Source organism: Pseudomonas sp. AKS31, from assembly GCF_023634765.1.
In the GTDB taxonomy this organism is placed as follows: domain Bacteria; phylum Pseudomonadota; class Gammaproteobacteria; order Pseudomonadales; family Pseudomonadaceae; genus Aquipseudomonas.
The window spans coordinates 1,211,075-1,228,613 of the sequence record NZ_JAMLFX010000001.1; the positions used below are offsets into that span (position 1 = coordinate 1,211,075).

Below are 17,539 nucleotides of genomic sequence, written 5' to 3' on the forward strand. Positions count from 1 at the left end.
AGCCGCAGGGCCAGCAGCCGATAAACAGGTATCAACGTGCATACAAGGAACGATTCGATGGCCGCCATTGGTACGCTGGGCCCCGGTAGCAGCGACATTGCGGCAACGCCGGAAGCGTTTAAAGTTGCGTCCGGCAATGCGCGCGATCCCGGTTTGTCCGAAGAGGCAACCCCGACCTTGGTCGAGGGCGTCAAAGTGTCGCTGTCCGGTGCATCGATTGCAAAATCCGCCAGTGTCGGGGGCGAAAACAGCGATATCGAGAACAGCGGCCTCCCCGAGAACATCCAGCAATTGCTGAAGATGATCCGCAAATTGCAAAAACAGATTGCCGAGAAAAAGGCACTCATCGAAGCGATCATGGCCGACAAGCGCCTTTCCAACGAAGAAAAAATCATCAAGGCTGCTGCACTGCGCGGCGCCATCGCCGCGTTGAATACCGGTCTGATCACGGCCAATCTGGCTTTGTCCAAAGTGGTCGGGCAGTCCGGGCTGACCGCGGATCAGAATCTGAGCGTTGGTTCGTTGCTGACAAAAAACTAGATTACCCGCGAAAAACGCTGACGGTTCTGCTGTTCCAGGTATGCATCGAACACCATGCACACCGAGCGCACCAGCAGACGTCCTGCCGGCAACACGACGATCCGCTCGCGATCCAGTTCAATCAGGCCATCGCTGGCCATGCCTTGCAGCTGCGGCCACAGCGCGCCGAAATAACCCTGAAAATCGATGTTGAACTGCTGCTCGATCGCGGCGAACTCCAGGCTGAAATTGCAGATCAACTGCTGGATCACCGCGCGACGCAAGCGATCATCGGCATTGCACACCAGGCCCCGGCTGGTCGCCAGTTGAGCAGCGGCGAGGGTGTTCTGGTATTGGCTGAGATCGCTGTTGTTCTGACAGTACAGATCACCGATCTGGCTAATTGCAGAAACCCCCAGACCAATCAAGTCGCAATGGCCGTGAGTGGTGTAACCCTGGAAGTTGCGCTGCAGGGTTCCTTCTTCCTGAGCAATGGCCAGCTCATCATCGGGCAGGGCGAAATGATCCATGCCGATGTAACGATAGCCGGCGGCGGTCAGTTGCTCGATGGTGCGCTCAAGCATTTCCAGTTTTTGCGCGGGCGCAGGCAGTTCATTGCTGTTGATCCGCCGCTGCGGCATGAAACGCTCCGGCAGGTGCGCATAGTTGAACACCGAGAGTCGGTCCGGTTGCAGGCTGATGACTTCCTCAACGGTGCGGGCGAAGTTTTCCGGGGTCTGCTTGGGCAAGCCGTAGATCAAGTCGATATTGATCGAGCGAAACTGCAGGGTGCGCGCCGCATCGATCACCGCGCGGGTTTCCTCCAGACTTTGCAGGCGATTGACCGCACGCTGCACCGCCGGATCGAGGTCTTGCAGGCCGATGCTGACCCGATTGAAGCCGAGTTCGCGCAGCAGGCCCATGGTCGACCAGTCGGCTTCACGCGGGTCGATCTCGATGCCGTAATCGCCGGAATCGTCATCCAGCAGATTGAAATGCTTGCGCAGGTGCGCCATCAACTGGCGCAGTTCGTCATGACTGAGAAAAGTCGGCGTGCCACCGCCAAAGTGCAGTTGCTCGACTTTCTGGGCCGGGTCGAGGTGACAGGCGATCAACTGGATTTCCTGCTCCAGCCGCTGCAGGTAGGGCAGGGCGCGACCACGATCCTTGGTGATGACCTTGTTGCAGGCGCAGTAGTAGCAAATGTTCGCGCAGAACGGCACGTGCACGTACAGCGACAACGGGCGCAGGGCCTTGCGGCTGTCGCGCAGGGCATGGAACAGGTCGAACGTACCGACCTGACTGTGAAATTGCACGGCCGTCGGATACGAGGTGTAGCGCGGCCCCGCCAGGTCGTAGCGGCGGATCAGATCAGAGTCCCAACGAATGGCGTCGAGCATGCGGGCATTCCCCCGGATAGGCTGGCAGTGTGGCGAGTCTATCGGGGGGCGGTGGTGGGGCTCTTGATTTGCATCAACAGCATAAGATCAAAAGATCGCAGCCTTCGGCAGCTACAGGGAAACGCATTCCAAAGGTAGGAGCTGCCGAAGGCTGCGATCTTTTGATCTTAATGGCCCATGAGCCAATGCTGATGCGGGCCGGGCAATGTCCAGATGCCGAACAGAATGACCAGCAATCCACCGGCCATGCGCACGCTGCGTTTACGCAAAATGGCAGTGACGCGTTCCGCCGCAAGGCCTGTGGCGAGCAGCACCGGCCAGGTGCCGAGGCCGAACGCGAGCATCAACAACGCACTGTCCAGTGCATTGCCCTGACTCGCTGACCACAGCAGTGTGCTGTAAACCAGCCCGCACGGCAGCCAGCCCCATAACGCGCCAAGCAATAGCGCCCGGGGCAGGCTCGACACTGGCAGCAGGCGGTTGGCAACCGGTTGAATGTAGCGCCACAGACCGCGTCCAAGGCTTTCAATGCGGGTCAGCCCGCTCCACCAACCGGCCAGATACAAACCCATGGCGATCAGCAACAACCCGGCCAGCACGCGCATGAACAATGCCGCTGGGCTATTCGCGACCGCCCAGCCTGCAAGGCCAATCAGCAATCCGGCCGTGGCATAACTGAGGATTCGCCCCAGGTTGTACGCCAGCAACAAGCGAAAGCGCCGGCTGCGCTGTTCCTTGGGAATCGCCAGGGTCAGCGCGCCCATCAAGCCGCCGCACATGCCCAGGCAATGGCCACCACCAAGCAAGCCGAGGATCAATGCCGATACCAGCAGTGGCGCCAGTTCAAGCATGGGGTGGGGCCTTGTCGTCCGGTTTGTTGGGGTTGGCTTCGTCGACCGCCGCGGTGTGGTTAGGATCCTGATCGTCGAAGAGGATGCTGTGCGCCGGGCCGTCGAGGTCGTCGTACTGGCCGCTGTCCACCGCCCAGAAGAAGATGTAAACGGCGATGGCCACGATCAGCAGGGCGGCCGGGATCATCACGTAGAGAGCTGGCATCGGTACTCCAGGTGCCCGTGCGGCTCAGGCCGGCAGCGGGCGGGTGTGCGATCGGGTGCTGGCCGGCGGCGGACTCGGCAGACGAGTCAGGCGCAGGGCATTGAGCACCACGGTCAACGAACTGATCGACATGCCGACGGCAGCCCATACCGGGGTGATCCAGCCGAGGGCGGCGAACGGCAACATGAGGCCATTGTACAGCGCCGCCCACAGCAGGTTCTCGATGATTACCCGACGGGTCCGCCGCGCCAGCGTGAAGGCCTGCACCAAGGCGTCGAGGCGGTTGGACAGCAACACCGCATCGGCACTGGTTTTCGCCAGATCGGTGGCCGAACCCATCGCCACGCTGATGTCCGCCGCCGCGAGCACGGGCACATCGTTGACGCCGTCGCCGAGCATCAGCACTTTGCGACCTTCCTTGTGCAACTGTCGCAGGACTTGCAGTTTGTCGTCCGGGCGCAAGCCACCGCGGGCCTCATCAATGCCGAGTTCTGCCGCCACACTGGCGACCATCGGCGAACTGTCGCCGGACAGCAGCAATGTGCGCCAGCCACGCGCCTTGCAAGCGGCGAGCAGCGCCGGGGCGTCGTCACGCAAGCGGTCGTCAAGAACGAACCAAGCCAGCGGCCCCTGAGTGTCACCGAGCAGCAGCCATTGGCCGGCCTCGTTCGGCATGTCGGGCGCGCTCGCACCGCTGAGGGCGCAGACAAAATCCGCCTGACCAATGCGCAAACGCTGTCCATTGACCAAGCCTTCGAGGCCAAGCCCCGGGCTGCTATGAACTTCTTCAGCGGCCAACGGCGCACGGCCGAAGGCGCGGGCAATCGGATGTTCCGAGCGGTTTTCCAGTGCGGCGGCAAGGCTCAGGCATTCATCGCTGTCGCGCGCGCCAAGTGGGCGAATCGAGCGCAGCACCAGTCGGCCTTCGGTGAGGGTGCCGGTCTTGTCGAAGATCACCGTGTCGATTTGATTCAAGCCTTCCAGCACATGACCACGGGTCAGCAGCAAGCCGAGTTTGTGCAGGGTGCCGGTGGCGGCGGTAAGCGCGGTCGGCGTTGCCAGTGAGAGCGCGCAGGGGCAGGTGGCAACGAGCATGGCGAGGACAATCCAGAACGCCCGCGACGAATCCAGCTCCCACCAGAGCAAGCCGATGACCGCTGCGGCAATCAGCGACAGCAGCAAAAACCATTGCGCGGCGCGGTCGGCGATTTCCGCCAGTCGCGGTTTTTCTGCTTGGGCGCGGTCGAGCAGACGGACAATGGCCGACAGGCGCGTGTCCTGGCCCAGCGCCTGAACTTCCACGGTCAACGCGCCTTCGACATTGAGCGTGCCAGCGGTGACGCTGTCGCCGAGGCTGCGCGGTTGCGGCAGGTATTCGCCGGTGAGCAGCGATTCGTCGATGCTCGATTGGCCGTCGATGATCTTGCCGTCCGCCGGCAGAATCGAGCCGGCCTGCACCAGAATCCGCTCGCCGAGGCGCAGTTCGCTGAGCAGGATGCGTTCGCTCTGACCGTCGTTGTCCAGGCGCAGGCACGAGGCGGGCAACAGGTTCACAAGTTGTGCCGTGGCGGCGGCGGTGCGCTCGCGGGCACGGCGTTCGAGATAGCGGCCGGCAAGCAGGAACAGCGCAAACATTCCCACCGCGTCGAAATACAACTCGCCGACCCCGGTGATCGAGGTCCAGATCCCGGCAATGTAAGCACTGCCGATCGCCAGCGACACCGAGACATCCATGGTCAGGTGGCGTGTGCGCAGATCGCGCATCGCGCCTTTGAAGAACGGCGCGCAGCTGTAGAACACGATCGGCGTGGTCAGGAACAGCGCCACCCAACGCAGGATCGTGTGTAACTCCGGGCTGAGGTCGATATTGAATTCCGGCCAGGTGGCCATGGTCGCCATCATTGCCTGAAACCACAACAGCCCCGCCACGCCGAGCTGGCGCAGGGCCAGGCGGTTTTCGCTGGCCAGTTGTTCGCTGGCGCGATCGGCCTGATACGGGTGGGCGGCGTAACCGATATGGCGCAGTTCGGCGAGCACTTGGCTCAGCGGCAATTGCGCGTCTGCCCAGCGTACATGCAAGCGATGGTTGGACAGGTTCAGCCTTGCTTCGGCCACGGCGGGCAACGTGCGCAGGTGTTTTTCGATCAGCCAGCCGCAGGCGGCACAACTGATGCCTTCCATCAATAGCGTGGTTTCGGCCAGATCGCCTTCATGACGAACGAAGGGTTGCTGGACGTCAGCGCGGTCGTAGAGCGCCAGTTCATCGGTCAGCTGCACTGGCAGCGCTTCGGGGTTGGCCGAGGCTTCGCTGCGGTGTTGGTAATAGCTTTCCAGGCCGCCGGCGACGATGGTTTCGGCCACAGCCTGACAGCCCGGGCAGCAGAACTCGCGGGGTTGCCCGAGTACGACAGCGGTGAAGCGGCTGCCGGACGGGACGGGCAGGGCGCAGTGGTAGCAGGGGAGTGGAGTGGTCATGGCATCGTTGAGGGAGTAAGCCCTTGCATTGGAGTTGTCCGCTTGCCCTCACCCCAGCCCTCTCCCGGAGGGAGGGGGAGCCGATCGGTGTAAGCCGGAAAAAACAGGTTCAGTCGCCTGGATTTTCACTGTCATACACAAAACGTGCAAACGCTCGAGATCAGTCCCCTCTCCCGGAGGGAGAAGGAGCCGATCGGTGTGAGCCTGAAAACAGGCTCAGTCGCCTGGATTTTCACTGTCATACACAAAACGTGCAAACGCTCGAGATCAGTCCCCTCTCCTGGGGGAGAGGGCTAGGGTGAGGGGGCTTTTGAAGTTGTTTACTTCTTCAAGTCTTCGGCACCTTGCAGCGGCTCATCACCCAACAACAGCTCCTTGTCATGGTTGACCAGCTCTTCCTCGAACATACGCCAGACGTGATCATCCTGACTACCGAGCAGTTCAACAAACCGGCGACCTTCAACCTTGTCACCCAACTGACCGATGTAACGCCCGGTTTCGGTCTCGCTGCGGGTCAGGACAATCTTGCGATCCTTCTCCGGCTGCGTCGGCGAAATCAGGTTCAACTCCAGCGTTTTCGGTTGACTGTCACCGCTCAGGCGCAGATCAACTTCGCCGGTCACGTCATCCAGATGCACCGCCGCGCGCATCTTCAGATTCTGCGCCAACAGCTCACGGTCCAGCGAACGGTTGATGCCTTTGCCGGCCTCGTAGTAGTTGTCGTTGACCAGGTTGTCCGGGTTGTTCACCGCGATGGTTACCATGGACAGGGTCAGGGTCACCGAACAGGCCAGAATCGCGATGATGATCCATGGCCAAAGGTGCTTGTACCAGGGACTTGCGGCGTTTGCTGCGGGCATGTTCAGTTCTCTCAACGGATTTGTGGGCCGATGAATCGGCTCTTGGCTTCAACGTGGACGCTGTCGTCATCGGCATCCTTGAGGATGAATTTCACCTCGTTGGTGCTCGATGGCAGTTGTTCCGGTGCGCTCGACAACTCGACGGGCATGCTGACGATGTCGCCGGCTGCGACTTTGATCTCGCGCTTGCCTTGCAGGCGCAGGTCCGGCAGACCGGCGGCTTCCAGCACATAGGTGTGGTCGCGCTGATCCTTGTTCATGATCTTCAGGCTGTAGACGTTTTCGATCCGGCCTTCGGCGTTCTCGCGATACAGCACGCGGTCCTTGCTGACGTCGAAACCGACCAGCGAGCGCATGAAGAACGCGGTGACCAACAGGCTGATCATCGCCAGCAACACCACGGCATAGCCGATCAGGCGCGGGCGCAGTTTATGGGTTTTCTGGCCCGAGAGGTTGTGTTCGGTGGTGTAGCTGATCAGCCCGCGCGGGTAATCCATCTTGTCCATGATGCTGTCGCAGGCATCGATGCACGCGGCGCAGCCGATGCACTCGATTTGCAGACCGTCACGGATGTCGATACCGGTCGGGCAGACCTGAACGCACATGGTGCAATCGATGCAGTCGCCCAGGCCCAAGGCCTTGTAATCGACGCCTTTCTTGCGTGGACCACGGCTTTCACCGCGACGCGGGTCGTAGGAAACAATCAGTGTGTCCTTGTCGAACATCACGCTCTGGAAGCGTGCGTACGGACACATGTAGATGCACACCTGCTCGCGCAGCCAACCGGCGTTGCCATAGGTGGCGAGGGTGAAGAAACCGACCCAGAAATACGACCAGCCATCGGCCTGGCCGGTGAAGAACTCAAAGACCAGTTCACGGATCGGTGAGAAATAGCCGACGAAGGTCATGCCGGTGACGAAACCGATCAGCAGCCACAGCGCGTGCTTGGCGAATTTGCGCAGAAACTTGTTGCCGCTCATCGGCGCCTTGTCGAGCTTGATGCGCTGGTTGCGGTCGCCTTCGGTGACCTTCTCGCACCACATGAAAATCCACGTCCACACACTTTGCGGACAGGTGTAGCCGCACCAGACTCGCCCGGCATACACGGTAATGAAGAACAGCCCGAACGCGGCAATGATCAACAGGCCCGAGAGCAGAATGAAATCCTGTGGCCAGAAGGTCGCACCGAAAATGAAGAACTTGCGCTCCGGCAGGTTCCACCAAACGGCCTGATGACCGCCCCAGTTCAACCACACCGTCCCGAAGTACAGCAGGAACAATGCCGCGCCGCCCATCATCCGCAGGTTGCGGAACAGGCCGGTGAAAGCACGGGTGTAGATTTTTTCTCGAGAGGCGTAAAGATCAACGCTGTTGTTCGCGTTTTTACTCGGTGGTGTGACGTCGTGTACCGGAATCTGGTTGCTCATCATTGCATCCCACGGCAGTGGAAAAATGCCTCGGTCGATACGTGCCAACCCAGGTCAAAAAGGGGTGTTGCAGTGGCGCAATGATACGCCGGTCGCTCTGGTTCAAGGGTGCGACCTTTGGTCGCGTTGGGTAAAAAACCTGAATGGTGTAGCGAATGCAGCAAAGCATGATGCAGGTCAATTGACTTGTTGAGTATGGACGGTTTTGGCCTGAGGGCTACTTCATTGTTTCCATGGGAGAGCAATCCGCTGTCACTGCCATCGCGATCCTGCGAAAAAACCTGGTTCAATCTGGCGCGCGTACGAATGGCGTCATGTTCAGGAACGCTTGCACCACTCGACGCTTGCCTGTTTTAAACGAGGCTTTGAAGGTTGTTTGCGCGGCGCCAGGTCGTGCAGATTTTCATGTTTGATGTAAGTGTTTTGCTGGTTGTTCAAGTTGTAGGTTCTCTGTGTCTGAAATATATCTAATTGATTGTTCTTCGTGAGTGCTTTGAAGTTTTCTGTTTTTTCGAATAAGTTCTGTTTTCGCGAAACGTCTTTCGCGTGTAAATAATTAGTTTGAATGGAATTCAATGTATGACTTTTAACAAGTTGGCAAGTGTAGTGCTGGGTGTTTGTTTATTGGCGGCGGTTGCCTCGGCGCAGGCTATAACCGGAACGCCGAAACACATGGTGTTTGCCTCGGATACTCAATATCCCTGGACCGACAAGACCGACGACCGCGACCCCGAATCCGATGCCGAATTCGGTGTCCGCTCGAAATGGCTGGTTGATACTCAGCTAGGGAGTATTGCCGAATTCAGAAATCAGCACGGCTCTCAAGCGCAAGTACCTTTAATGATCAATGGCGATATCACCGCGTTTGGTCATGGCTGGCAGCGTTCGTTCATGAAGGACTTACTGAATAAACACTTCAAAGGTGATTACTTGTACGGCTTGGGTAATCACGATTATGAAAATAATGTTGATGATTGTTTTACCAATAGTTGTGCCGCGGGAAGTATCGTCGAGTTCAAAGAGCATCATGAGGGAAAAGTCGACAGCTTTGATCTGAAAATCACCAGTGGCCTTCTCAGCAAGAAGTACTCCGGCAGTCTCGCCTATTCAAAAAACATCGGCGAAGTTCATATGGTTCAGCTCAATAACGAACCGACGTATACCAACCGGATTGCTCATCCACTGAACCCGACGACGTTTGAAATCAACGATGCGCTGGACTGGCTCGAAACGGATCTGAGACTGGCGCGAGTCTCGGGGTACGCGATCATCATCAATATGCATAAACCGTTCAACCACAAGGGGACCCAGGCGCAAAAGAAGCGCTTCCACGACATGGTCAATAAATACCAAGTGACGGCGATCTTTGCTGGCCATTTGCATAAGGAGGGAGGCGATTCCTATTGGGAGGGTAACGTGCCCATGTACCTGAGCGGCAGTACGTCTCAACAAACCTATCTGATTGCCAGTTTTACCGAAGACCGCAAGCAGTTGCAGGTCTATCTGGTGAAGGACAACCAGTGGCGCAATCGAACGCTGATCGATACCACGGCGGTGCATTCGATCTTTGCCAATCGCCCATGAAAAAAGCCCCGCCAGTGATCTGGCGGGGCTTTTATGATCAGTGATTGGCAGCGGTCCATGGGTTGATCAGATGAACGCCGCTGAGTTGGAAGTCGGCAACATTACGGGTGACCAGCGTCAGTCCATGTACAAGTGCGGTGGCGGCGATCAAGGCGTCGCATTCGTTGCTGCGATCAGGTACATGCAGCTGTGCGCAACGGGTAGCGACGGCGGTATCGACCGAGAGGATTCTTCCGGAAAATGCGGGTTTGACGTGATGCTCGAGCCAGTGACGCAGCTTCCCTCCTTGTGGCGGGTCGCGGCGTTCAATACGCAGAATGCCGGTTTCCAGCTCCAGCACAGTGATTGCCGATAAATAAAGGCTGGCCGGGGCGACGCTGTGTGCCCATGTCACCACCTGCTTGTCGGCCTGGGGTTTTCGCAGTTCGGAAACTACATTGGTATCCAGTAGAAACATCAGGACAGATCCACGCTGCGAGGAGTGATGACGGCGCGCTCGGGTTCGAATTCGATGTCAGGCGCATTCGGCATCACCAGCAGATCGACGATGCTGGTCTGGCTACCGGTCAGCTTCTGGTATTCCTCGATGCTCAGCAGTACATGGGCAGGCTTGCCACGATCGGTAATGATGACCGGGCCCTGATGCGCGGCTTTTTTGGCGGCACTGGTGTCCTGGTTGAACTCGCGGCTGGAAATGGTCGTGATGGCCATCATTTTCGGCCTCCAGTGATTCGGGTGTAGAAACGTTACTACGTTGGCGTTTGCCCAGCAATCGGAAAGGTGGGTTGCGGACGATCGGTTTATCACTGTCATAACGGCACCGGCGAAAGCGCCCCAGCCAGAGGGCTGGGGCGCAGGATATTGGACGTATATTCGCTGTGTTTTGCTGCCACCTGTCAGGGCAATCGGCCGCCGCCGAGACCGTCCAGACCGCCCTCGTTACGTGGATGGCCCACGGTGTCTGGCGATGGTGAGCGTGCGGGTGCCATGGGCGTTTTTACCGGCGTTGCCTCATGATCAGGGCGAGGTTGCAACCGTTTTGGCAGTGTATTTTCGTGATTTTTTGACATGTGGGCTTCATCCTTGAAGGTTGTCCCGATGCTGCTCATCGGCGTGAGAAAAACCTACAGGGCAGCTTTCCTCAGGTCTATTGAGCAAACGTTTCAAGTCATGAATGCCGGCACGAAAAAAGGCCCCGTCAATCAACATTGGCGGGGCCTTTTTTGCTTCAAGCGTTGGCCTTACTCGGCGTTCGCTTCCGGTGCTTTTTCACCGTGGGACAGGCTGTAAACATACGCCGCCAGCAAGTGCACCTTGTCGTTGCCTTGCAGTTGTTCCTGCGCAGGCATCTGGCCCTGACGGCCGTAACGAATGGTCTGCTGCAGTTGCGCGAAGCTCGAACCGTAGATGAACGCACCCGGGTGGGTCAGGTCAGGCGCGCCCATGGCGGGTGTGCCTTTGCCAGCCGGACCGTGGCAGGCCACGCAGTTGGCCGCAAACAGTTTGCCGCCGTTGGCCGGGTCTGCCTTGGTGCCTTCGGGCAATTTGCGCCCATCCAGGTTGGTCACCACGAAGGCTGCCACGTCGGCAACGCCTTGCTCGCCAATCACTTCCGCCCAGGCCGGCATCACCGCGTGACGACCGCCCATGATGGTGGTCTTGATGGTTTCCGGCTCGCCGCCCCAGCGCCAGTCGGCGTCGGTCAGGTTAGGGAAACCATAAGCGCCCTTGGCGTCGGAGCCGTGGCACACCGAGCAGTTGGAGGCGAACAGGCGGCCACCCATCTTCAGTGCTTGCGGATCCTTGGCGACTTCTTCGATTGGCATCGCGGCGAACTTGGCGAAGATCGGACCGAACTTGGCGTCCGAGCGGGCCATTTCCTTTTCCCACTCGTGCACGCCGGTCCAGCCGGTCTGGCCGTTGGCGAACGCGGTCTGCTTGTCGTTATCGAGGTAGTTGTAGCCCGGCAGCAGGCCTTTCCAGTTGCCCAGGCCGGGGTACAGCACCAGGTAACCCAAGGCAAAAACGATGGTGCCGACAAACAGCATGAACCACCATTTCGGCAGCGGGTTGTCGTACTCCTCAATCCCGTCGAAAGAGTGCCCGACGGTCTCGTCCGTCTGTTCGCTGCGCTGGCCCTTGCGGGTCGACAGCAGCAGCCAGGTCAGGGAAAAGATCGTACCGAGACTGAGGACTGTGACGTACAGACTCCAGAATGTAGTCATTCTTTGTTACTCCTAGAAGCTTGCTCGACGTGCTTGATGGCTTCGGGATCATCCGCAAAAGGCAACAAGGTCGCGTCTTCAAACTCCGACTTGCGCTTGGGGCTGAACACCCACAGCGCCAGACCGATGAAGGCCACCATCACGACAACGGTGCCCAGGCCACGAATCATCCCGATATCCATCTAATTCACCGTTTGCTTTTGATGATGGTGCCCAGGCCTTGCAGATAGGCCACCAGCGCGTCCATTTCGGTTTTGCCCTTCACGGCATCCTTGGCCCCGGCGATGTCTTCGTCGGTGTAAGGGACGCCGAGCGTGCGCAACACTTCCATTTTCTTGGCGGTGTCTTTGCCGTCGAGCTTGTTTTCTACGAGGAACGGGTAAGCCGGCATTTTCGACTCAGGCACCACGTTGCGCGGGTTGTACAAGTGCGCACGCTGCCAGTCATCGGAGTAACGACCGCCAACACGCGCCAAGTCCGGACCGGTGCGTTTGGAACCCCACAGGAACGGGTGGTCCCAGACGCTTTCACCGGCCACCGAGTAGTGACCATAGCGTTCGGTTTCGGCACGGAACGGACGGATCATCTGCGAGTGGCAGCCGACACAGCCGTTGGCGATGTAAACGTCGCGGCCTTCCAGTTCAAGGGCGGTGCGCGGCTTCATGCCTTCCACCGGCTTGTTGGTCACGTCCTGGAAAAACAGCGGAACGATTTGGGTCAGGCCGCCAACGCTGACGGCGATGACCATGAAGAAGGCCAGCAGGCCAATATTCTTCTCGACAGCTTCATGCTTCATCAGTGAGCTCCAACGACAGCGATCTGGGCAGCGGCTTCGGCTTCAGCCGGGTTCGAGGCGCGCACGGTGCGCCAGACGTTGTAAGCCATCAGGAACATGCCGCTGGCGAAGAACGCACCGCCCAGGGCACGAACGATGTAACCCGGGTGGCTGGCTTGCAGCGCCTCAACGAACGAGTAGGTGAGGGTGCCGTCGTCGTTGATTGCACGCCACATCAGGCCCTGAGTGATGCCGTTGACCCACATCGACGCGATATACAGCACGGTGCCGATGGTCGCGAGCCAGAAGTGCGCGTTGATCAGGCCAACGCTGTGCATCTGCGCACGGCCGAACAGTTTCGGGATCATGTGGTAGATCGCGCCGATCGAAATCATTGCCACCCAGCCCAGAGCGCCGGCGTGTACGTGGCCGATGGTCCAGTCGGTGTAGTGCGAGAGCGAGTTGACGGTCTTGATCGCCATCATCGGACCTTCGAAGGTCGACATGCCGTAGAACGCCAGCGAGACCACGAGGAAGCGCAGGATCGGGTCGGTGCGCAGCTTATGCCAGGCGCCCGAGAGGGTCATCATGCCGTTGATCATGCCGCCCCAGCTTGGTGCCAGGAGGATGATCGACATCGCCATGCCCAGCGACTGTGCCCAGTCCGGCAGTGCGGTGTAGTGCAGGTGGTGCGGGCCGGCCCAGATGTACAGGGTGATCAGTGCCCAGAAGTGCACGATCGACAGGCGATAGGAGTAGATCGGACGTTCGGCCTGTTTTGGCACGAAGTAGTACATCATCCCGAGGAAACCGGTGGTGAGGAAGAAACCCACCGCGTTGTGGCCGTACCACCACTGGATCATCGCGTCGGTCGCGCCCGAATAGGCGGAGTAGGACTTGAAGAAGCTCACCGGCAGGGAGGCGTGGTTGACGATGTGCAGCATCGCCGTGACGACGATGAACGCGCCGTAGAACCAGTTACCCACATAGATGTGCTTGGTTTTGCGCTTGGTGATGGTGCCGAAGAACACCAGACCGTAGGTGACCCAGACAATCGCCAGCAAAATAGCCAGTGGCCATTCCAGTTCCGCGTATTCCTTGGTGGTCGTGTAACCCAGCGGCAAGGTAATGATCGCGCCGACGATCACCGCTTGCCAGCCCCAGAAGGTGAAGGCCGCGAGGCTGTCGGAAATCAGTCGCGTCTGGCAGGTTCGCTGCACGACATAGTAGGAAGTGGCAAACAGTGCACAACCACCGAAGGCGAAAATCACCAGGTTTGTGTGCAACGGGCGCAGGCGTCCAAAGCTCGTCCACGGCAGACCGAAGTTCAATTCCGGCCAGACCAGTTGCGAGGCGATGAAGACACCGAGCCCCATGCCAAGGATCCCCCAGACCACCGTCATGATGGCGAACTGGCGGACTACCTTATAGTTATAAGCAGTCGGACTGATTGCTGTGCTCATTCTAAGGTTCCACGGTTTGGGTGTTTTATTAGGATTAAAATCGGCCGCAAGTATGCAGAGAGCAGGGGGTCATTGCAACGCGCCATGACCTGGGTCAATGCTTTCCAACGCTGATTCTGCGGCCTTTCCATGCGCCGCGTAAGGACAAAATCGGCCTCGGACAAAATGTCGCAGCGGACGAAAAAAGCGAGGGGTTCAGGTCGCTTGTAACGGGGTGTGTTCAAACGCCCGGTTCGGGTGACGGACGGTATATGGCACGACAGCCGGTATCTACCGGCGTTTGCGGCCACATCAGTCAGCCGGTTCGCAGAACACAGCAGTCAACGTTGACCTGGAACCGGCACAAGCCAGCCCGCATCGAGCAAGCGTAGACCCGATTCAGAGGAACCGAAAGGAGAGGGTGTGAAGGGGTGCGACAATGCGTCGCAAAGAGGCGGGATGCTGCCGCACCGAGAATGGTGCGGCAGAGGTGTACGCAATGATTACTTCTTGTTGTCTTCAGTAATCAGTTTTTCTGTATTCAATCCATGCGACAGGCTGTACACATAAGCGGCGAGCAATTGCACTTTATCGTTACCCAGCAGTTCGTTCTGCGCTGGCATGTGACCCTGGCGACCATGGCGAATGGTCTGCTCGAGTTGAGTCAGGCTGGTGCCATAGATAAACCCGGCCGGGTGCGTCAGATTCGGCGCCCCCATGGCTTCAGTCCCTTGGCCGGTCGCCCCATGACAGGCCACGCAAGTAGTGCTGAACGCCTGCTGTCCGGCTTGCAGGTCAGCCTTGTTATCGGCTGGCAATGGCAGACCGGCCAGTTCGTGACGGACGTACGCCGCGACGTTTTTCACCCCGGCTTCGCCCAACACTTCGCCCCACGCCGGCATCGCCGCCATCCGGCCACCCATGATGGTGGTCTTGATGGTGTTGGCGTCGCCGCCCCAGCGCCAGTTGCTGTCGGCGAGGTTAGGGAAACCGAACGCGCCTTTGGCGTCGGAGCCGTGGCACACCGAGCAGTTGGAAGCGAACAGCCGACCACCCATTTTCAGCGCCTGCGGATCCTTCGCCACTTCTTCCACCGGCATCGCGGCAAATTTGGCGAAGATCGGCCCGAACCTGGCGTCGGCCTTGTTCATTTCCTTTTCCCACTCGTGCACGCCGGTCCAGCCATCCTCGTAACCCGGCAGGATGCCTTTCCAGTTGCCCAGCCCCGGATAGAGGATCAGATAGCCCACGGAAAACACCAGCGTGCCGGCGAACAGCATGAACCACCACTGCGGCAGCGGGTTGTCGTACTCCTCGATGCCGTCGAAGCTGTGGCCCATGGTCTGGTCGACGCTGCCCTTGGTTTCGCCCCGGCGGGTGCCGATCAGCAGCCACGTCAGGCCGATCAGGCTGCCGATGGTCAGTACGCAGATCCACGTACTCCAGAAGGTGGTCATGGCCGGGTACTCCTTGTTTCAGATGCGGGGGTAGTGTCGGGTTGCGGCTCGTCGGCGAACGGCAGCAGACGTGCTTCGGCAAACTCCGGGGTGCGTTTGCGGTTGAACACCCAAAGCGTCAGCCCAACGAAGGCGACGAACACCACGACTGTGCCGAGGCCGCGAATCAGGCCTGCACTCATTTCAATGATCATCGTGCTCACCTCTTGCTCTTGATCGCAGTGCCGAGCACTTGCAGGTAGGAGACGAGGGCGTCCATTTCGGTCTTGCCCTTGAGGCTGGCCACCGCGCCGCTGATGTCGTCGTCGGTGTACGGCACGCCGAGGGTGCGCATGGTCTTGAGCTTGGTTTCGGTGTGGCTGCTGTCGACCGCTTGTGTGACCAGCCACGGGTAGGCCGGCATTTTCGATTCCGGTACGACGTTGCGCGGGTTGTACAAGTGCGCGCGGTGCCAGTCATCCGAGTAGCGCGCGCCAACCCGGGCGAGGTCCGGACCGGTACGCTTCGAACCCCACAGGAACGGGTGATCCCAGACGCTTTCACCGGCCACCGAGTAGTGCCCGTAGCGTTCGGTTTCGGCGCGGAACGGCCGGATCATCTGCGAGTGGCAACCGACGCAGCCTTCGCGGATGTAAATGTCGCGGCCTTCCAGTTGCAGCGCGGTGTAGGGCTTCATGCCTTCCACCGGTTTGTTGGTGACGTCCTGGAAGAACAGCGGGACGATCTGGGTCAGGCCGCCGATGCTCACGGCGAATACCATGAGCAACATTAACAGGCCGACGTTCTTTTCAATCGTTTCGTGTTTCATGGCGGACTCCTCAGGCCATCTGCGCGGCAGCAACGACGTCAGCAGGCTGCGAGGCCCGCACGGTGCGCCAGGTGTTGTAAGCCATCAGGAACATGCCGCTGAGGAAGATCGCCCCACCAATCAGCCGCACGACGAAGCCTGGGTGGCTGGCCACCAGGGTTTCGACGAAGGAGTAGGTCAGCGTGCCGTCCTCGTTGACCGCGCGCCACATCAGGCCCTGGGCGATGCCGTTGACCCACATCGAGGCGATGTAGAGCACGGTGCCGATGGTGGCGAGCCAGAAGTGCGCGTTGATCAAGCCGACGCTGTGCATCTGCTCTTTGCCGAAGACTTTCGGGATCATGTGGTACAGCGCGCCGATGGAAATCATCGCCACCCAGCCGAGGGCGCCAGCGTGTACGTGGCCAATGGTCCAGTCGGTGTAGTGGGAGAGGGCGTTGACGGTTTTGATCGCCATCATCGGACCTTCGAAGGTCGACATGCCGTAGAACGCCAGCGAGACCACGAGGAAACGCAGGATCGGGTCGCTGCGCAACTTATGCCACGCGCCCGAGAGGGTCATCATGCCGTTGATCATGCCGCCCCAGCTCGGTGCCAGCAGGATCAGCGACATCACCATGCCCAGCGACTGTGCCCAGTCCGGCAGCGCGGTGTAGTGCAAGTGGTGCGGGCCGGCCCAGATATACAGGGTGATCAAAGCCCAGAAGTGCACGATCGACAGGCGATACGAATACACCGGACGTTCGGCCTGTTTCGGCACGAAGTAGTACATCATCCCGAGGAAACCGGCGGTGAGGAAAAAGCCCACGGCGTTGTGGCCGTACCACCATTGCACCATCGCGTCGGTTGCACCGGCATACACCGAGTAGGACTTGGTGAAACTCACCGGCAACTCAAGGTTGTTGACGATGTGCAGGATCGCCACGGTGATGATGAACGCGCCGAAGAACCAGTTACCGACATAAATGTGCTTGGTCTTGCGCTGCATGATCGTGCCGAAGAACACGATGGCGTAGGCGACCCAGACGATGGTGATCAGGATGTCGATCGGCCATTCCAGTTCGGCGTATTCCTTGGAACTGGTGTAACCCAGTGGCAGGCTGATCGCCGCCAACAGGATCACCAGTTGCCAGCCCCAGAAGCAGAATGCGGCGATTTTCGGCGCAAACAGCTGAGTCTGGCAGGTGCGTTGCACCGAGTAGAACGAACTGGCGAACAGCGCACAGCCACCAAACGCGAAGATCACCGCGTTGGTGTGCAGCGGGCGCAGACGGCCGAAACTGGTCCAGGGCAAATTGAAGTTGAGTTCGGGCCAGACCAATTGAGCCGCGAGAAAAACCCCGAGGCCCATGCCGACGATGCCCCACACCACCGTCATAATGGCGAATTGGCGGACCACCTTGTAGTTGTAGGCGGTACTGATAGAAGTGTTCATGGTTCCCCATCCACGGTTCAGCCGAAGTGAGCGCGCGCGAGAACGCCGCGAATCCTTCGTCTGGAGTTATAGGCAG

General features: G+C 59.3%; 18 protein-coding genes. 2 read left to right on the top strand and 16 right to left on the bottom strand.

What is annotated here, in order from left to right:
- The first annotated feature begins 57 nt into the window (after positions 1 to 57).
- Positions 58 to 540: a hypothetical protein gene (locus tag M9827_RS05440; RefSeq protein WP_250604023.1), complete on the top strand. Its 483-nt coding sequence runs from the start codon at positions 58 to 60 to the stop codon at positions 538 to 540.
- Here the strand turns inward: M9827_RS05440 and hemN are convergent.
- The 6 genes from hemN to ccoG all read right to left on the bottom strand — a co-directional run bounded on the left by hemN (position 537) and on the right by ccoG (position 7,737).
- Positions 537 to 1,919 carry an oxygen-independent coproporphyrinogen III oxidase gene (gene hemN, locus M9827_RS05445; RefSeq protein ID WP_250604025.1) on the bottom strand — a complete coding sequence of 461 codons (1,383 nt, stop codon included), beginning with the start codon at positions 1,917 to 1,919 and terminating at the stop codon, positions 537 to 539. The two genes, M9827_RS05440 and hemN, sit on opposite strands and share 4 nt — an antisense overlap.
- Positions 1,920 to 2,086: 167 nt before the next feature.
- Complete coding sequence (locus M9827_RS05450; RefSeq protein WP_016984739.1) at positions 2,087 to 2,770, bottom strand: sulfite exporter TauE/SafE family protein; 684 nt, start codon at positions 2,768 to 2,770, stop codon at positions 2,087 to 2,089.
- Positions 2,763 to 2,975 carry a cbb3-type cytochrome oxidase assembly protein CcoS gene (ccoS, locus tag M9827_RS05455; RefSeq protein WP_016984738.1) on the bottom strand — a complete coding sequence of 71 codons (213 nt, stop codon included), beginning with the start codon at positions 2,973 to 2,975 and terminating at the stop codon, positions 2,763 to 2,765. The genes M9827_RS05450 and ccoS overlap by 8 nt, the downstream gene beginning before the upstream one ends.
- A 24-nt stretch (positions 2,976 to 2,999) precedes the next feature.
- A complete protein-coding gene (locus M9827_RS05460) occupies positions 3,000 to 5,450 on the bottom strand; it encodes a heavy metal translocating P-type ATPase (protein WP_250604027.1) in 2,451 nt (816 codons plus the stop codon).
- Positions 5,451 to 5,770: 320 nt separating this feature from the next.
- Positions 5,771 to 6,310, bottom strand: a complete 540-nt coding sequence (locus M9827_RS05465; protein WP_250604029.1) for a FixH family protein — start codon at positions 6,308 to 6,310, stop codon at positions 5,771 to 5,773.
- 11 nt (positions 6,311 to 6,321) lie between these two features.
- Positions 6,322 to 7,737 carry a cytochrome c oxidase accessory protein CcoG gene (ccoG, locus tag M9827_RS05470; RefSeq protein WP_250604031.1) on the bottom strand — a complete coding sequence of 472 codons (1,416 nt, stop codon included), beginning with the start codon at positions 7,735 to 7,737 and terminating at the stop codon, positions 6,322 to 6,324.
- A gap of 579 nt (positions 7,738 to 8,316) precedes the next feature.
- On the opposite strand from ccoG, the gene M9827_RS05475 reads away from it, so the two are divergent.
- Positions 8,317 to 9,321 carry a metallophosphoesterase family protein gene (locus M9827_RS05475; protein WP_250604034.1) on the top strand — a complete coding sequence of 335 codons (1,005 nt, stop codon included), beginning with the start codon at positions 8,317 to 8,319 and terminating at the stop codon, positions 9,319 to 9,321.
- 37 nt (positions 9,322 to 9,358) lie between these two features.
- Here the strand turns inward: M9827_RS05475 and M9827_RS05480 are convergent, their stop codons facing one another.
- The 10 genes from M9827_RS05480 to ccoN (M9827_RS05525) form a co-directional block, all read right to left on the bottom strand.
- On the bottom strand, positions 9,359 to 9,778 hold the full coding sequence (locus tag M9827_RS05480) for a type II toxin-antitoxin system VapC family toxin (protein WP_250604035.1): 420 nt from the start codon (positions 9,776 to 9,778) through the stop codon (positions 9,359 to 9,361).
- The gene (locus M9827_RS05485; protein ID WP_191630901.1) at positions 9,778 to 10,032 is read right to left on the bottom strand and encodes a type II toxin-antitoxin system Phd/YefM family antitoxin; all 255 of its coding nucleotides are present in this window, start codon (positions 10,030 to 10,032) and stop codon (positions 9,778 to 9,780) included. The genes M9827_RS05480 and M9827_RS05485 overlap by 1 nt, the downstream gene beginning before the upstream one ends.
- 530 nt (positions 10,033 to 10,562) lie before the next feature.
- A complete protein-coding gene (gene ccoP / locus M9827_RS05490; protein ID WP_123463553.1) occupies positions 10,563 to 11,546 on the bottom strand; it encodes a cytochrome-c oxidase, cbb3-type subunit III in 984 nt (327 codons plus the stop codon).
- Positions 11,543 to 11,728, bottom strand: coding sequence for a CcoQ/FixQ family Cbb3-type cytochrome c oxidase assembly chaperone (locus M9827_RS05495; protein WP_003175465.1), 186 nt, complete (start codon positions 11,726 to 11,728; stop codon positions 11,543 to 11,545). Before M9827_RS05495 ends, ccoP (M9827_RS05490) begins: the two co-directional genes overlap by 4 nt.
- Before the next feature lie 5 nt (positions 11,729 to 11,733).
- On the bottom strand, positions 11,734 to 12,342 hold the full coding sequence (ccoO, locus tag M9827_RS05500) for a cytochrome-c oxidase, cbb3-type subunit II (RefSeq protein WP_007905434.1): 609 nt from the start codon (positions 12,340 to 12,342) through the stop codon (positions 11,734 to 11,736).
- Positions 12,342 to 13,784 (bottom strand): cytochrome-c oxidase, cbb3-type subunit I, encoded by a 1,443-nt coding sequence (ccoN, locus tag M9827_RS05505; protein WP_123463551.1) that lies wholly within the window; start codon positions 13,782 to 13,784, stop codon positions 12,342 to 12,344. Before ccoN (M9827_RS05505) ends, ccoO (M9827_RS05500) begins: the two co-directional genes overlap by 1 nt.
- Before the next feature lie 482 nt (positions 13,785 to 14,266).
- Entirely contained in the window at positions 14,267 to 15,220 is a 954-nt protein-coding gene (ccoP, locus tag M9827_RS05510; protein WP_250604037.1) for a cytochrome-c oxidase, cbb3-type subunit III, read from the bottom strand.
- Entirely contained in the window at positions 15,217 to 15,414 is a 198-nt protein-coding gene (locus tag M9827_RS05515; protein WP_250604039.1) for a cbb3-type cytochrome oxidase subunit 3, read from the bottom strand. Before M9827_RS05515 ends, ccoP (M9827_RS05510) begins: the two co-directional genes overlap by 4 nt.
- Before the next feature lie 5 nt (positions 15,415 to 15,419).
- Complete coding sequence (ccoO, locus tag M9827_RS05520) at positions 15,420 to 16,028, bottom strand: cytochrome-c oxidase, cbb3-type subunit II (RefSeq protein ID WP_003223389.1); 609 nt, start codon at positions 16,026 to 16,028, stop codon at positions 15,420 to 15,422.
- Positions 16,029 to 16,038: 10 nt separating this feature from the next.
- Positions 16,039 to 17,463, bottom strand: a complete 1,425-nt coding sequence (gene ccoN, locus M9827_RS05525; protein WP_221399117.1) for a cytochrome-c oxidase, cbb3-type subunit I — start codon at positions 17,461 to 17,463, stop codon at positions 16,039 to 16,041.
- Between the last annotated feature and the right edge of the window lie 76 nt (positions 17,464 to 17,539).

Bases quoted from the DNA above. Each gene is read 5' to 3' on its own strand.
- ccoG (WP_250604031.1), bottom strand. From the start codon at position 7,737: ATGAGCAACCAGATTCCGGTACACGACGTCACACCACCGAGTAAAAAC.
- M9827_RS05495 (WP_003175465.1), bottom strand. From the start codon at position 11,728: ATGGATATCGGGATGATTCGTGGCCTGGGCACCGTTGTCGTGATGGTG.
- ccoP (WP_250604037.1), bottom strand. From the start codon at position 15,220: ATGACCACCTTCTGGAGTACGTGGATCTGCGTACTGACCATCGGCAGC.
- M9827_RS05450 (WP_016984739.1), bottom strand. From the start codon at position 2,770: ATGCTTGAACTGGCGCCACTGCTGGTATCGGCATTGATCCTCGGCTTG.
- ccoP (WP_123463553.1), bottom strand. From the start codon at position 11,546: ATGACTACATTCTGGAGTCTGTACGTCACAGTCCTCAGTCTCGGTACG.
- ccoS (WP_016984738.1), bottom strand. From the start codon at position 2,975: ATGCCAGCTCTCTACGTGATGATCCCGGCCGCCCTGCTGATCGTGGCC.
- ccoO (WP_003223389.1), bottom strand. From the start codon at position 16,028: ATGAAACACGAAACGATTGAAAAGAACGTCGGCCTGTTAATGTTGCTC.
- M9827_RS05480 (WP_250604035.1), bottom strand. From the start codon at position 9,778: ATGTTTCTACTGGATACCAATGTAGTTTCCGAACTGCGAAAACCCCAG.
- M9827_RS05475 (WP_250604034.1), top strand. From the start codon at position 8,317: ATGACTTTTAACAAGTTGGCAAGTGTAGTGCTGGGTGTTTGTTTATTG.
- M9827_RS05460 (WP_250604027.1), bottom strand. From the start codon at position 5,450: ATGACCACTCCACTCCCCTGCTACCACTGCGCCCTGCCCGTCCCGTCC.
- M9827_RS05485 (WP_191630901.1), bottom strand. From the start codon at position 10,032: ATGGCCATCACGACCATTTCCAGCCGCGAGTTCAACCAGGACACCAGT.
- ccoN (WP_221399117.1), bottom strand. From the start codon at position 17,463: ATGAACACTTCTATCAGTACCGCCTACAACTACAAGGTGGTCCGCCAA.
- ccoN (WP_123463551.1), bottom strand. From the start codon at position 13,784: ATGAGCACAGCAATCAGTCCGACTGCTTATAACTATAAGGTAGTCCGC.
- M9827_RS05440 (WP_250604023.1), top strand. From the start codon at position 58: ATGGCCGCCATTGGTACGCTGGGCCCCGGTAGCAGCGACATTGCGGCA.
- hemN (WP_250604025.1), bottom strand. From the start codon at position 1,919: ATGCTCGACGCCATTCGTTGGGACTCTGATCTGATCCGCCGCTACGAC.
- ccoO (WP_007905434.1), bottom strand. From the start codon at position 12,342: ATGAAGCATGAAGCTGTCGAGAAGAATATTGGCCTGCTGGCCTTCTTC.
- M9827_RS05465 (WP_250604029.1), bottom strand. From the start codon at position 6,310: ATGCCCGCAGCAAACGCCGCAAGTCCCTGGTACAAGCACCTTTGGCCA.
- M9827_RS05515 (WP_250604039.1), bottom strand. From the start codon at position 15,414: ATGATCATTGAAATGAGTGCAGGCCTGATTCGCGGCCTCGGCACAGTC.